This is a genomic window from Amycolatopsis sp. NPDC051371, from assembly GCF_040682155.1.
GTDB lineage: Bacteria > Actinomycetota > Actinomycetes > Mycobacteriales > Pseudonocardiaceae > Amycolatopsis.
This window is the reverse complement of record NZ_JBFBAG010000006.1, coordinates 220,788-233,087: the sequence shown is the minus strand read 5'-3', so window position 1 is coordinate 233,087 and position 12,300 is coordinate 220,788. Positions and strand designations below refer to the sequence as shown.

The window sequence follows — 12,300 nt, the reverse complement described above, 5'->3', positions numbered from 1 at the left end:
GTCACCGCCGAGGCCGACGGGTCGTCTTGACCATGTCCTCGGCGGTCTCGAGCAACTCTTTGCGGCGTTGCCGCGCAGTGTTCGCCAAGTGCAGGAAGGCGGTGTGCTCGTCGACGTGGTCGCGGGCCATCACGATCCCCTTCGCGACATTCACGACGTCGCGTCCGCGCAGGGACGCCTGCAGCCGGGAACTGACCCGGTGCGCGTCCTCGAACGACTTGACGTTCGCGACGAGCACGGCGGCTTGCGTCGCGAACATCCGCAGCAACGACTCCTCTCGCGAACCGTAGGCGCCGGTCCGGCTCGCGTAGACCTTCATCGCTCCCAGAGCGATGTCACCCGCGACCAATGGCGCGCTCAGCGACGCCCGCAGGCCGAGTGCGTACGCCTGGCGCGACCACTGCGGCCAACGCCGGTCCTGGTTCAGGTCGTCCACCCGCACGATCGTCCGATCCGCCCACGCCGTCAGGCACGGACCCGCGCCGTTCTCGTACTGGATCCGGTCCGCCCGCTCGACCAGGTCACCGGTGGCCGCGGCCGTCGTCCGCTTCCCCTCCGGGTCCAGGACGCTCAGCCCGGACCCCGCGCTGCCCGGGATCGTCTCCTGCGCGAGAGCCGTCACCAGCCGCAGCACGGACCCGACCGTCTCCGCCGACAGCAACAGACCGGACATCCGCGCGAACACGCCCGCGAGTTCGTCCGAAAGCGGTTGTTCAGGGCCCATGCGACATCACTTCCGAACCGGTCCCGGCAGATCCCTTCGGTGTGCATACCCGGCCGACGGCTCGCTAACCAGTGGGCAACCCCCAATCCCATCCTCCTCAAGGCCACCCGACCTCGACGATCCGGTGACGCCGGTCGGTTTTGAAGGCCGGGCCTCCTGCGGTAAAAGCTGTCCCACCCTCAGGCGGCGCGCCGGACGCGGTGGACGTGAGGTTGCGGCCGGCAAGCGGTGCAGACGATCATCCGCCCGACCACGTTCCCGTCGTCGGAGATCAATTTCGCGACGTACAGGGCCTCCCAGCCGCACTGCTCGCAGGGAATGGGTTGGGCGTTGGGGCTGATCACGATCCGATTCGGCATGAGGCGGCTCTCCTGGTGGGCATCGATCGCGCCACGGCTACCCGACGGATCCCGCGACACGCCCCCGTGCGCTCATGCCACCCGAACGGCCTAAAGCAGGGATGGCCGTCCAGACAATCGCCGGGAGACGGCGCAGCCTCATTCCGAACTTTCGGTTTGGGCACCCGTGACGGCGGGAACACGAGCGGCGGTTCGTCTTCAGTTCTCCGGACGTGCTGAGCCCATCGTGCGTTGTGACCGCGGTGAGTCCCTCGCTTGTCGGCGCCTCGCGCCACGCCGTCGTCCGGAGCAGGCTCGTCATCCGTCCACCTGGACAGGCCGTCAGCACCTGGTGACGGCGGTGCCAGTGCAGCCATCGCCCCGCTTCCCGGCAGAGCGTGTCCAGCCGTCCCCCCGACTGGGCGATGAAGGTGTACTGGACGTGGTCGAACAGGGTCGTCAGCACGCCGGCGCAGTCGGCGGTGGGTGTCCGGAGCGGGATGCTCCAGGCCGCGCGGAATCCGGCATCGAGCAGGACGCGGTGGGTGCCGGGGCGGCAGAACCGGGGGTCCCGTGCGATGTCGGTGCTCATCACCGCCACGTCTCCGAGAAAGGCGGCCGTGCAGGTGGACTGTTCGTCCTCGAGGTGGGCGAAAGCCGTGGTGAATTCCGCGCCGAGCCCGCGGTGGGCGGCCAGGCGCAAGCCGGTTTCCTCCGGCAGCTGGGTGTAGCCGGCTGCCGCCCCAGTGGACTCCACCGCGACTCGCAGCACCTGGTCCAGGACGGAGGCGGGTGTCGTCGCGGCCCGGCCGGTGGCGAAGCTCAACGGCGGCGGCGGGAGGTGAAGCGCTCCTGTCAGCCAGGACCGGTTGTGCGGACGAGGCAGTTCCAGCAGCGCTTTCGCGAGGCCCAGCAATTTCACGTGGTGAGTTTGGGAGGCGTAGCGCAACAAGCGGTAGGCCTCGTCCATGTCGGCCAGCCGATAGCGTTCTTCCAGCACGCCGAGGGCCCGGGCGATCACCGGCCGGCTGGCGAGCTTCGACCTCAGCGCGGCGACTTCGAGCCGCAGCTGTCCGACTTCGTCCGCACCGCTCGCGTCCGGTGCCGCGGGAACGCTCCGGGACGGTCGCCGGGCCCCGTCGACCGCGGCGAGCGTCACGAAGGTCTCGATGACATCGGTCGCTTGTGCGGCACGCAGGACTCGCAGCACCGCCCCGGTGCCCGTCACCACGCGCAAGCGCCTCCCGGTACCCGCGAAAGCGTCGGCGACGGCGTGCAACTGCCGGACGCCGGCCTCGGTGAGCACCCGGACCCGGCTCAGATCCACCACCGGTTCCCTGGCTTCGGAGGTCAGCTGCCGCAGCCGTTCCGCGAATCCGGGATGAGCCTCCATGTCCAGCTCTCCGGTCACGACGACGACCGGCCGCGACCCCGTCCGCACGACCTCCGCAGACCACAGCGGGTGCCGCACGGGCATCCGGCATTCGTCCACGCGTGCCTCCTCACCCGTGATCACCGCAGCACCCGGATCCACATCGGGCTTGGCCACGGTCCTGGACGTGGACAGCCCATTCCGCAATTCAAGGCCTCGCACGGGCCGATTCGTCAGATCGAGGGGGCATCGTGGCAGTAGGGGCCTCGAACACTTCCCCACACCGGGTCGATGCCGTGATCGCGGGCCGGCACGTGATCCACGCGGCCGACGGCGAGGTCGAAAGCGAGCGGGACTTCCGCCCGCGCAGCGGCGCGGCTCGTTGAAAGAAAATCGAAATGCCGGATTTTCAGCTTCCCTGATCGAGCATGGAGATCAGCCGCCGATGTGCGGCACGGCCGACCGCGGAAAAATCTTCGAAACCGAGGTTCTCGGGGGCGGGCACGGGTACGCGCGGCGGACGGTCACCGATCCGCGCGGAGGAACCCATGAGCCCGAGTCACCTTTCCCCGACGCGGGGTCCCGGCCGGGTCACCCGCGCGGCGGCGTCGACCGGCGACGCCGCCGACCAGCGGCTGCACGCGGCCGGCGGGCTGCGCCGCCAGTTCAACAAGGTCTTCCCCACCCACTGGTCGTTCCTGCTCGGCGAAGTGGCGCTCTACAGCTTCATCATCCTGCTTCTCAGCGGCGTGTACCTGACCCTGTTCTTCGACCCGTCGATGCAGGAGGTCACCTACCAGGGCGCTTACGCGGATTTGCGCGGCGTGCCGATGTCCCGGGCGTTCGCGACCAGCCTGGACCTGTCGTTCGAAGTCCGGGGCGGGCTCTTCGTGCGGCAGCTGCACCATTGGGCGGCGCTGATCTTCATCGCCGCGATGATGGTCCACATGCTCCGGATCTTCTTCACCGGAGCATTCCGCCGCCCTCGCGAAGCCAACTGGGTGATCGGTGCGCTGTTGCTGATCCTGGGCATGTTCGAAGGGTTCTTCGGCTATTCACTGCCCGACGACCTGCTCTCCGGCACCGGCATCCGCGCGACCCTGTCCGGCATCGTGCTGTCGTTGCCCGTGGTCGGGACGTGGTTGCACTGGGCGCTGTTCGGCGGCGAGTTCCCCGGCGACGTCATCATCCCCCGGCTCTACACGATCCACATCCTGCTGCTGCCCGGGATCATGCTCGCGCTCGTCGGCGTCCACCTGGCCCTGGTCTGGTACCAGAAGCACACCCAGTTCCCCGGCGTCCGCCGCAAGGAGACCAACGTCGTCGGGGTCCGGATCCTGCCGGTGTTCGCGCTCAAGGGCGGTGCGTTCTTCGCGCTCGTCACCGGCCTCCTCGCGCTGATGTCCGGGCTGTTCCAGATCAACCCGGTGTGGAATTTCGGCCCCTACGACCCGGCGAAGGTCTCCGCCGGCTCCCAGCCCGACTGGTACATGGGTTTCGCCGACGGCCTCCTGCGCGTCTACCCGCCGTGGGAGCTGTTCCTCGGCAACCACACCGTGCCGCAGCCGTTCTTCGCCGGCGTCGTCGGCATGACCGTGCTCTTCGGTGCGCTGATCGCCTACCCGTGGATCGAACGGCGGCTCTCCGGCGACACCGCCCACCACAACCTGGTCCAGCGGCCCCGCGACGTCCCGGTCCGCACCAGCATCGGCATGATGGCGCTCGCCCTGTACGGCGTCCTGACGCTGTCGTCGTTCAACGACATCATCGCGCTGCAGTTCGACATCTCGCTCAACGCCACGACGTGGGCCGGGCGCATCGGGCTGCTGCTCGCCCCGCCCGTCGCCTACCTGATCACCTACCGCGTCTGCCTGGCACTGCAGCACGCCGACCACGAAGTGCTCCACCACGGCATCGAAACCGGCATCATCACGCGCGCCTCCAGCGGCAGGTACCTGGAAATCCACCAGCCGCTCGACGGCAAGGCCCTGACCTACCAGGGAGCACCCGTGCCGAAGAAACCCAACAAGCTCGGCGCCGCCGGGCACGCGGTCCCGGGCAGCCTGCTGCGCCCCGACCCGCCCGAAGAGAACGCGGCCCTGGAGGCAGCCGCCCGCCGCGGAGAAATGCGCCAAGGCCTCGGCGGGGAGCCCAGCACGGAAGACGGGGAGGGCTGGCCATGACCCCACCGGACCCCGGCGGCACGGCGATGCCCTCCCGCTGGCAGATCGACGTCCTCGTCTACGAGGAGACCAGCTCCTACCCGGTGCTGCTCCTGCAACCCGGTCACCACGACGACCACCATCAGCTCTTCCGGATGCTGCTCCACGCGGGGCTGGCCGTCCCCACCGTCTGGGAGTGGGAGCGCGGGCTCTGGCCGCTCGCGGCGGGCTGTCACGTGGAGCTGTCGGAAGCCCCGTCCACGGTCACGGTGCACGTGGCCCAGCACAGCCTCACCGTCGGCCTCGAGTTCGTGGAACCACCGTTGCCGTGGTTGTGTGCCGCGTGCAGGCAGCAGCAGGTGCTGTTCGTCCTGCTGCCGCCCCAGCCGCACGCGAACGCCGACGCCCTGATCGTCGAGGACGTCAGTGAGCTGGGCTGGTCGGCGCAGCGACGCGGCTGCTTGGCCGGCACCATCCCGCTCGCGGCTCCATGACCGTCACGCGCTCAGAGGATCGGCGTGCCGCCGGTCACCGCGACGCGCGCCCCGGACACGTAACTGCCGTCGTCGGACGCGAGCAGCACGTACACCGGGGCCAGCTCCGCCGGCTGCCCGGCCCGGCCCAGCGGCACCTGCTCGCCGAACGACTTCACCTCTTCCTCGGGCATCGTCGACGGGATCAGCGGCGTCCAGATCGGACCCGGCGCCACGCTGTTCGCGCGGATTCCCCGGGGCCCCAGCAGCTGCGCCAGCGCCGCGGTCATGTTCGCGATGCCCGCCTTCGTCACGTCGTAAGGCAGCAACTGCGGCTTCGGATTATCGGAGTTCACCGACGAGCTGCCGATGATCGACGCCCCCGGCTTCAGGTGCGGTAAAGCCGCCTTCACCAGATGGAAGAACGCACTGAGGTTGATCGCCAGCGTGCGATCCCACTCCTCGTCCTCGATTTCCTCCAGCGTTTCGTGGCTCATCTGAAAAGCCGCGTTGTTCACCAGGACGTCGAGCCGGCCGAACTCCTCCACCGCCCGCGCGACCAAGGCCCGGCAATGCGCCGGATCGGCGACGTCACCGGGCACGACGACGGCCTTGCGCCCGGCCTCCTCCACCCAGCGCCGCGCCTCCTCCGCGTCGTCGTGCTCGTCCAGGTAGGAGATCAGCACGTCGGCGCCCTCCCGCGCGTACGCGATCGCCACCGCGCGGCCGATCCCGCTGTCGGCGCCGGTGATCAACGCCGCCTTCCCGGTCAATTTGCCGGAACCGCGATAGGAATGTTCCCCGTGGTCGGGCCGCGGGGTCATCTCCGCGGTCGATCCGGGCGGGCTCTGCTGCTGGGCGGGCTGGGACACGGCGAACTCCTCGGCCGACGGTTACGCGAACGGGTCCCTGGTACCCCCGCCCTCCCGCTTCACACGACGTGCGGCCGCATTTCACTCCGCGCGGTTAACCGTCCGCTAACCGGGCACGCCCCCCACGACCGCCGGACACCACCCGCGACCACGGAGGAAAAATCGTGTTCCGTCACACGAAGTTGCTGCAGTTCGAAGCCAAGCCCGAGAAACCCGATCCCGTCTACGCCCACAAGCTCCAAGAGCTCATCGGCGGCGCGTTCGGCGAGATGACCGTGACGATGCAGTACCTGTTCCAAGGCTGGAACTGCCGGGTCGAAGGCAAGTACAAGGACCTCATCATGGACACCGCGACCGAGGAGATCGGGCACGTCGAAATGCTCGCCACCATGGTCGCGCGCCTGCTGGAAGGCGCCCCGGCCACCGCCACCGCCGAAGCGGTGAAGGACCCGGTGATGGCCGCGGTCCTCGGCGGGATGGACCCGCAGCAGGCCATCGTCGCCGGCGGCGGCGCCCTGCCCGCCGACAGCAACGGCTACCCCTGGAACGGCAAGTTCATCGTCGCCTCCGGCAACCTGCTGGCCGACTTCCGCGCGAACGTCGCGGCCGAAGCTCAGGGCCGGTTGCAGACGGCGCGGTTGTACAACATGACCGACGATCCCGGCGTCAAGGCGATGCTGAAGTTCAACCTCGCCCGCGACACCGTCCACCAGAAGCAGTGGCTCGCCGCCATCGAAGAGCTGAAGGCCGACGGCCTCGAGGAAGACATCGCGCCCAACGCCCTGTTCGACGAGGAAGACCAGACGCACAACAAGACCATCTGGCACCTGTCCGACGGTCCCGACGGCGCCAAGGGCAGCAGCTGGACCACCGACGCGGGCATCGAGTACCTCATGGACCCGAAACCGCTCGGCGGCCCCGGCACCGCGCCGAAGCCCGACCCCGCGCTCTACGGCACCTACGCCCCGCTGCAGGACGCCAAGGGCACCGCCAAGGCCAAAGCCAAGAAGAACTGACCCGAAAGGAACACCCATGGCCACTGGAGAAACCGGTTTCGACGACGTCACGTTCGACCTGGTATCGGTGCAGTACCACGCGTTGAAGGCCGGACACGACTACGGCCAGTACGTCCGCGACGCCGACAACGCCGGACGCACCGACATCGCCGACTTCTTCCGGAAAGTGATGGAGGAGGACTCGGCCCGCGCTCGGCAGTGCCACGAATTCATCAAGGAACTGTCGGGCAGTTCCGAATCAGGCCCCGCAGTCTCCTGAGGTAGGCCGGGCTCCCGTTCCGGCGCGGAACGGGAGCCCGGGCTCTACCGCGCGAGGAATTCGAGAGGGCCGGAAGGGTGTGCTTCCGGCCCTGAACGTGGGTGAGCTGTGCTGCTACTTGCCCAGGAGTGCGGTCGCCGACTCGAGGGTCCCCGGACCGTGCTGGGTCAGCGGGGCGGTGACCGCACCGGTGTTGTAACGCCCGCCGTGGGTCAGCGGGGTGCTCCCGGCCAGCTGGGTCAGCCCGGTGAGCGAGGCCAACCGGGTCACGTCGGACACCCCGTTCAGCACCGGCACCCCGACGGGAGAACTCCGTCGGTGCTCGGCAGCAGTCCGCCCAGCAGCGGAAGCCCTGCCGCGGGCGCGTCCGCACGCCGGTCGTAGGCCGGCTGAACCGCCCCGACCGGGGCGGTCGAGGTGCGCAGGCCGGTGACCCGGGTGCCCGCACCGGGGATCAGGGGCTGGGTCGAGACGTTTCCGTGCAGCGGCAACCGGCCGTCGACCGGCGTGACCGTGGCCCGTCCCGGCACCGTGTCCGCCGTCGCCGTCAGCGGCAGAACGGGTAAGTCGGTTGCGGCCAGCTCACTCCCCAGCGGCGCGTTGAGGTGCTGTTCCGGCAGGTCGCCGCTGACCTCGGCGCTCGGCGCCGGATCGTGCTGGAGCACCGGCACCGCGTGCAGCACCGCCGCGGGGGCCGGAGCGTCGGCGGCCGGCGCGGGACCCTGCCGAGTGGCGGCCAGCACCGTGGTGAGGGTCTGCACCGGGCCGGGGTTGGTGACGAGCTGGTCCACCGGCGAGGCGGGCACATCGGGGTTGACGGTCTCGGCCGCGGATGCGCTGCCGGTGCCCACCACCAGCAGGCCGCCGCTGACCAACGCGACCTGCAGGGTCCGCTTCGTCTGAATGCGCATGACAAATACTCCTTCGATCAACACAATGGAAAATTCACAAATGGTTCACTGGATAACGACAGGAACGTCGACAGATGAAGCGCCGAAAATGAGAGCGCGCCGGCTTCATCGGCAAAAATCCGGTATGGATTGACGCCGTTACGACACCTGACGCGGGGGTTTGCGGGCCAGAAGGCCGAACGTGTGTCAGTCCGGCGTGACGCCGGGCTGGATTTCCGCCGCCGTTACGGCTCGGCCCAGCACGCCACTTCGGCGGTGCGACGGCTGCCGTTGTTCCGCGGCAGGTGGCCGCACCGCGTCACCGCAACCGCGGTCGTGGCCGGCGGTGACACCGGCACTGGCCGGGACCACACAGGACGGCATCCAGGATCGTCCACCGAGGACGCCTGCGCCGTGATCCGACCGAGGGTCGGTGTGCAACTGACGGGCGATCGCTGTCGCGGCTACGCGAACCGGAATCGCCACCGAAGACAGGTCGGCCGATTGTTTCCGCGGTCCACTGTCCGCCGTTGCGCGCATGGGGTCGCTCGGCCCCGCAGCATCGGGATCGGCGAGCGACTTTTCGACGTGGCGGCTGGGGGCGTCGGTCGGCGCGACCAGTCCCGTCAGGTCGGTCGCCGTCACGGCGATGCGCCCGACCGCGAGGACGGTAGCGGGAACCGAAGCCGCCGCGTGGGCCACGCTTGTTTCGAGCACATCGTCCAGCCGGCCCGCGTGCGCGGCTGCTCCAGACAGGTCGCGCACAGGGGCAAGGGTGGGTGTCGCGGCGTCGTGAGCGCGCCGCACCAGAGGAACGGAGCCGGTCACCTGCGTCAGCACGGGCGCCTGCGCGTCGACGGCGGTTGTCACGGCAGCCTGGGTACCCGGCCCGTCCGTGACTTGGGCGACGGTACTGGCCGATGCCGTTGCGGTCAGCCACGCGATCGCGGAGACCGCGGCAGCACCCCCGATCACGACCAGCGCACGTGCGAGGATCCGACCGGCATTCACCGTGTCGCCTCCCCGCCTCGTCGCACTAGTCACGATCTCGATCACGCCTGTTCACCGACGCTTCTGCCATCGGCGATCAATCACGCCGATCCGGCCGTTCCACCATAACCACACACCATTCACCACTTCTCCTTCGCCCCACCCGGGGCCGAGCAGATCCCCATTTCCGCACCAATAGTGATGTCGCCGACCAGCGGAAACCCGTCGGCGAAGTCGACCAAGCGCGCAGCGGGTGCAACATAGACGATTCACCCGATATAGTTACAACGACATGGGATTTCGAAGATTTCCCGCAACACGATCGAGGACTGACCTCGCGGCAGGTCTCTACGCGAGCGCGTCCGGATCGTCGGGGTCGTCGAACCAGTAGCCGTTCTCGCCGAGGTAGCGGAATTGGACGGCGGCTTCCGCGGCGACCTCAACGGTGGCGGAGCGGCGTCCGGTGGTGCGGGGTTGAAGGTGGTGCTGTCCGGGAGTCCAGTCGTTGAACGAGCCCACCACGCTGACGCGACCGGGCGGCTCGTCGGCGGGCAAACTGAAGACGATGCGTTTCGCGCCGTTCCCATCGCGGCCCTGACAGATCTTGATCACTCGGCGACAGCCCTCTCGGTACGTTTACGGGAGCACGGGCGCTCGACGCTGAGCGCATCCATGATGCCATCCGGCGCCGGGAATCCCGCCCTCGCCGACGCGTCGATCACCCGATCGGTGATCCGCCGGCGCGAGGCGCGCATCAGCTCACGGCGCGACCGGCGGCCTCTCCGACCAGCAGATCACGCGACGATCGTGACCTCGGCCCGGAACCGGCTCGCGCTCAGACCTTCGGTGTCCACCACGACATACCAATGTCCATCAGCGGGAACAGTGATATCGAATGGTCGTTGTGCCGCCACACCGCCGATCATGCGGTAAGCCGTTCTTTTTTTGTAGGCGTCGGCGTTGGTTTTCGTCATCAGCCGGACGTTCGCCATGACATCGACGTCGACTCGCACGGTGGTGGCCCGTCCGAGCCAGCCGAGGTCGAACACGCTTGCATCGGCAGCCATTGCAACCCCCGGAGAGAGGGAAGTTTTCCTCCGCTCGGCTTCTTCAACCGGAGGCTGGGCGAAAGGCATCACACCTCAATACGGTCGTGCTTGCCAATCAAGGTGTTACATGAGTTATTTGAGTCGGAAATTCACATTCGCGGTCGACGCTGTTTCGCCGGACAATATCCGTGACCGTATTGGCGGATGACGACAGTCACCCACACTCGCCGGTGGCAGCGTCAGGGCCGAGAATTGCCGTGGGCGTCCAGGCCGCTCGGATCGGGCGATGGCGTCAGCCGGTCCAGGATCTCCCTGACGCTGCCGTGGACCGGCAGGGTCTCTTCCAGGCCGAGTGCGACGATCGGCCGCAGCAGTGCTCGCTGCCGGCCGACGACCGCGAAGGGCACCCGGGCCACGGCGGCGTCGGCAACCGTGTCGATCAGGATCGTCAGCACGCGCGCGGCGCAGAACTTGACCGCCGACGTATCGCAAACCAACGCGCGTGGTCGCCCGCGCAGTTCATCAGCGAGCAGCGAGGCGAGCCGGTCGGTGACGGCCAAGTCGAGCTCGCCCGCCGCCGCGACCACGCTCGCATCGGCTGTCCGGGTCACCGTGAACGACGCCCTCGGCGGACGCAACGGATCCCGCGGACGCGGCACGGACATCGACGACATGAGCATGGCCTCCTCGAACCACCCGCGAAACCTCACCGCCGCTGCACCAGTCGCTCTGTTCCGACGCGAGCGAGGTGCGGCGCACGGCAGCCAGCCTGAACCGATGCACCACCACGGTACAACCGGCGAGTGGACGATGCACCATCGTCGCGAGCCCATCACGCGCCACGGAACCCGGCAAACCCGGCGGAGGGCAGCGACTGATGCGCTGAACGCAGCAGCACAGGATCAACCGATCGTGTGGTTCAACGACAGGTGGATACCACCTCCCCACGCGGTGCAGCGCAACGGCTCGACGGTCTTGATCGTCGACTCGACGTGCATGTTCTGCGGCGACCAGGAGAACACCGAACCCGGCCGCAGCGGCCCCGGCATCTTCTTGTGCGCGGGGACGATCTCCGGGATCCAGCTCTGCCACCGGTCGATGTCCGTGTGCAGGCGCCAGATCTCCGTGAGCGACGCCTTGATGAGCACGCCGGCCCGGCTGACCACCGGCGCGGTCTTGTCGACGGAAGGTCTTCGTCGAAGTCAGTCCTTTCGGGACGGTGGACTCGCGGGTCAGAAGATCGCCAGCGGATTCACCGGCAGGCCGGTGGTGCCGAGGATGCGGGGAACCGCGGCCACGAACAGGAACGTGTACCGGCCTTGCTCCTTGCAGACCGCGACGAGTTCCTCACCGCGGGCGCCGTCGATCAGCACGAGGCCGAGCCGGCCGAGTCCCAACCGGTGCAGCGCACCGGGGAAATCGTCCTTCAGCGGCGGAGACGCATCACCGATGTCCCCGGCGTAGACCGCGATCCCGCGGTCGTGCATCCACCGCACCGCTCCCGAGGTCATCCCCGGCAGCGCCCGGCCGTGATCGGGCACCCGGTCCCAGCCCGCCCGCACCACCAAGGCGTCACCCGACTGCACCGCGATGCCCTCCCGCGCCGCCGCGGCCTCCAGGTCATCGACCGTGACCGCGTGCCCGTCGGGCAGTTTGCCGTCCGGGGCCAGATCGAGCAGCACACCCCGGGTCACGATCCCGTCGGCGAACACGTCCGCGGCGCCGTGGGTCACTCCTGCGGGCCCTGAGCTCTCCGTCTGCGCGATCCCGGGATAGACCTGCCCGTCCATGACCATGTGCGACAGCGCATCCAAGTGCGTGACCTCGGGGTGGTGCGTCGTGACGAGCATCAGCTCGGCCATCGCCGGCGGCGGCGAACCGGTGAACGACATGATGGTCTGCACGCCCGTGGTGTCCGCCTGCAGGGCGGCCATCGGCCCGCCCATCAGCGGCGCGGTCGGAGTCTTGCGGGCGAGCGAGACCGCCAATCCCGTACGCGCCTGGGCAACGCCGCGCGCGCGGGCCTCCGCGGTGATCAGGTTGACGGTGCCGAGCTGATCGGTGTCACCCCAGCGTCCCCAGTTGCTCGGGAAGCCGGCCGGGTCGAGGTCCATGAGGATGTCCTTTTGTCCGTGGGATCCGTCAGCCGGGATCG

General features: G+C 68.7%; 17 protein-coding genes. 4 read left to right on the top strand and 13 right to left on the bottom strand.

What is annotated here, in order from left to right:
* Position 1: 1 nt before the first annotated feature.
* From AB0M59_RS10915 to AB0M59_RS10900, 4 genes are all read right to left on the bottom strand, one after another.
* Positions 2 to 724, bottom strand: a complete 723-nt coding sequence (locus tag AB0M59_RS10915; RefSeq protein ID WP_364612128.1) for a GAF and ANTAR domain-containing protein — start codon at positions 722 to 724, stop codon at positions 2 to 4.
* Positions 725 to 903: 179 nt separating this feature from the next.
* Complete coding sequence (locus AB0M59_RS10910; protein WP_364612125.1) at positions 904 to 1,083, bottom strand: hypothetical protein; 180 nt, start codon at positions 1,081 to 1,083, stop codon at positions 904 to 906.
* A 37-nt stretch (positions 1,084 to 1,120) separates the two neighbouring features.
* Positions 1,121 to 2,554, bottom strand: coding sequence for an ANTAR domain-containing protein (locus AB0M59_RS10905; protein ID WP_364612122.1), 1,434 nt, complete (start codon positions 2,552 to 2,554; stop codon positions 1,121 to 1,123).
* Positions 2,555 to 2,843: 289 nt separating this feature from the next.
* Positions 2,844 to 2,984 carry a hypothetical protein gene (locus AB0M59_RS10900; protein WP_364612119.1) on the bottom strand — a complete coding sequence of 47 codons (141 nt, stop codon included), beginning with the start codon at positions 2,982 to 2,984 and terminating at the stop codon, positions 2,844 to 2,846.
* On the opposite strand from AB0M59_RS10900, the gene AB0M59_RS10895 reads away from it, so the two are divergent.
* Both AB0M59_RS10895 and AB0M59_RS10890 read left to right on the top strand, forming a co-directional pair.
* A complete protein-coding gene (locus AB0M59_RS10895) occupies positions 2,983 to 4,617 on the top strand; it encodes a cytochrome bc complex cytochrome b subunit (RefSeq protein WP_364612116.1) in 1,635 nt (544 codons plus the stop codon). The genes AB0M59_RS10900 and AB0M59_RS10895 overlap by 2 nt on opposite strands.
* Positions 4,614 to 5,090: a hypothetical protein gene (locus AB0M59_RS10890; RefSeq protein ID WP_364612113.1), complete on the top strand. Its 477-nt coding sequence runs from the start codon at positions 4,614 to 4,616 to the stop codon at positions 5,088 to 5,090. Before AB0M59_RS10895 ends, AB0M59_RS10890 begins: the two co-directional genes overlap by 4 nt.
* A gap of 11 nt (positions 5,091 to 5,101) precedes the next feature.
* Here the strand turns inward: AB0M59_RS10890 and AB0M59_RS10885 are convergent, their stop codons facing one another.
* Positions 5,102 to 5,893 carry an SDR family oxidoreductase gene (locus AB0M59_RS10885; protein ID WP_364612228.1) on the bottom strand — a complete coding sequence of 264 codons (792 nt, stop codon included), beginning with the start codon at positions 5,891 to 5,893 and terminating at the stop codon, positions 5,102 to 5,104.
* Positions 5,894 to 6,105: 212 nt separating this feature from the next.
* Between AB0M59_RS10885 and AB0M59_RS10880 the strand changes: the two genes are divergently transcribed.
* Complete coding sequence (locus AB0M59_RS10880; RefSeq protein WP_364612110.1) at positions 6,106 to 6,957, top strand: manganese catalase family protein; 852 nt, start codon at positions 6,106 to 6,108, stop codon at positions 6,955 to 6,957.
* Between the two features lie 16 nt (positions 6,958 to 6,973).
* Complete coding sequence (locus tag AB0M59_RS10875) at positions 6,974 to 7,216, top strand: acyl carrier protein (RefSeq protein WP_364612107.1); 243 nt, start codon at positions 6,974 to 6,976, stop codon at positions 7,214 to 7,216.
* A gap of 114 nt (positions 7,217 to 7,330) precedes the next feature.
* Here AB0M59_RS10875 and AB0M59_RS10870 read toward each other — a convergent pair whose 3' ends face one another.
* From AB0M59_RS10870 to AB0M59_RS10835, 8 genes are all read right to left on the bottom strand, one after another.
* Positions 7,331 to 7,486 (bottom strand): hypothetical protein, encoded by a 156-nt coding sequence (locus AB0M59_RS10870; RefSeq protein WP_364612104.1) that lies wholly within the window; start codon positions 7,484 to 7,486, stop codon positions 7,331 to 7,333.
* A 14-nt stretch (positions 7,487 to 7,500) separates the two neighbouring features.
* The gene (locus AB0M59_RS10865; protein ID WP_364612101.1) at positions 7,501 to 8,127 is read right to left on the bottom strand and encodes a hypothetical protein; all 627 of its coding nucleotides are present in this window, start codon (positions 8,125 to 8,127) and stop codon (positions 7,501 to 7,503) included.
* A gap of 186 nt (positions 8,128 to 8,313) precedes the next feature.
* Entirely contained in the window at positions 8,314 to 9,162 is an 849-nt protein-coding gene (locus AB0M59_RS10860; RefSeq protein WP_364612098.1) for a hypothetical protein, read from the bottom strand.
* 282 nt (positions 9,163 to 9,444) lie between these two features.
* The gene (locus AB0M59_RS10855) at positions 9,445 to 9,708 is read right to left on the bottom strand and encodes an isoamylase (RefSeq protein WP_364612095.1); all 264 of its coding nucleotides are present in this window, start codon (positions 9,706 to 9,708) and stop codon (positions 9,445 to 9,447) included.
* 182 nt (positions 9,709 to 9,890) lie between these two features.
* Positions 9,891 to 10,232, bottom strand: a complete 342-nt coding sequence (locus AB0M59_RS10850) for a DUF1883 domain-containing protein (RefSeq protein ID WP_364612092.1) — start codon at positions 10,230 to 10,232, stop codon at positions 9,891 to 9,893.
* A gap of 152 nt (positions 10,233 to 10,384) precedes the next feature.
* Positions 10,385 to 10,756: an STAS domain-containing protein gene (locus tag AB0M59_RS10845; RefSeq protein WP_364612089.1), complete on the bottom strand. Its 372-nt coding sequence runs from the start codon at positions 10,754 to 10,756 to the stop codon at positions 10,385 to 10,387.
* 291 nt (positions 10,757 to 11,047) lie between these two features.
* The gene (locus AB0M59_RS10840; protein ID WP_364612087.1) at positions 11,048 to 11,311 is read right to left on the bottom strand and encodes a hypothetical protein; all 264 of its coding nucleotides are present in this window, start codon (positions 11,309 to 11,311) and stop codon (positions 11,048 to 11,050) included.
* 66 nt (positions 11,312 to 11,377) lie between these two features.
* On the bottom strand, positions 11,378 to 12,259 hold the full coding sequence (locus AB0M59_RS10835) for a cyclase family protein (protein ID WP_364612084.1): 882 nt from the start codon (positions 12,257 to 12,259) through the stop codon (positions 11,378 to 11,380).
* Positions 12,260 to 12,300 lie beyond the last annotated feature (41 nt).

Excerpts from the sequence above, each read along its gene's own strand:
- AB0M59_RS10915 (WP_364612128.1), bottom strand. The coding sequence starts at position 724 with ATGGGCCCTGAACAACCGCTTTCGGACGAACTCGCGGGCGTGTTCGCG.
- AB0M59_RS10910 (WP_364612125.1), bottom strand. The coding sequence starts at position 1,083 with ATGCCGAATCGGATCGTGATCAGCCCCAACGCCCAACCCATTCCCTGC.
- AB0M59_RS10895 (WP_364612116.1), top strand. The coding sequence starts at position 2,983 with ATGAGCCCGAGTCACCTTTCCCCGACGCGGGGTCCCGGCCGGGTCACC.
- AB0M59_RS10900 (WP_364612119.1), bottom strand. The coding sequence starts at position 2,984 with ATGGGTTCCTCCGCGCGGATCGGTGACCGTCCGCCGCGCGTACCCGTG.
- AB0M59_RS10890 (WP_364612113.1), top strand. The coding sequence starts at position 4,614 with ATGACCCCACCGGACCCCGGCGGCACGGCGATGCCCTCCCGCTGGCAG.
- AB0M59_RS10885 (WP_364612228.1), bottom strand. The coding sequence starts at position 5,893 with ATGACCCCGCGGCCCGACCACGGGGAACATTCCTATCGCGGTTCCGGC.
- AB0M59_RS10875 (WP_364612107.1), top strand. The coding sequence starts at position 6,974 with ATGGCCACTGGAGAAACCGGTTTCGACGACGTCACGTTCGACCTGGTA.
- AB0M59_RS10865 (WP_364612101.1), bottom strand. The coding sequence starts at position 8,127 with ATGCGCATTCAGACGAAGCGGACCCTGCAGGTCGCGTTGGTCAGCGGC.
- AB0M59_RS10850 (WP_364612092.1), bottom strand. The coding sequence starts at position 10,232 with ATGCCTTTCGCCCAGCCTCCGGTTGAAGAAGCCGAGCGGAGGAAAACT.
- AB0M59_RS10835 (WP_364612084.1), bottom strand. The coding sequence starts at position 12,259 with ATGGACCTCGACCCGGCCGGCTTCCCGAGCAACTGGGGACGCTGGGGT.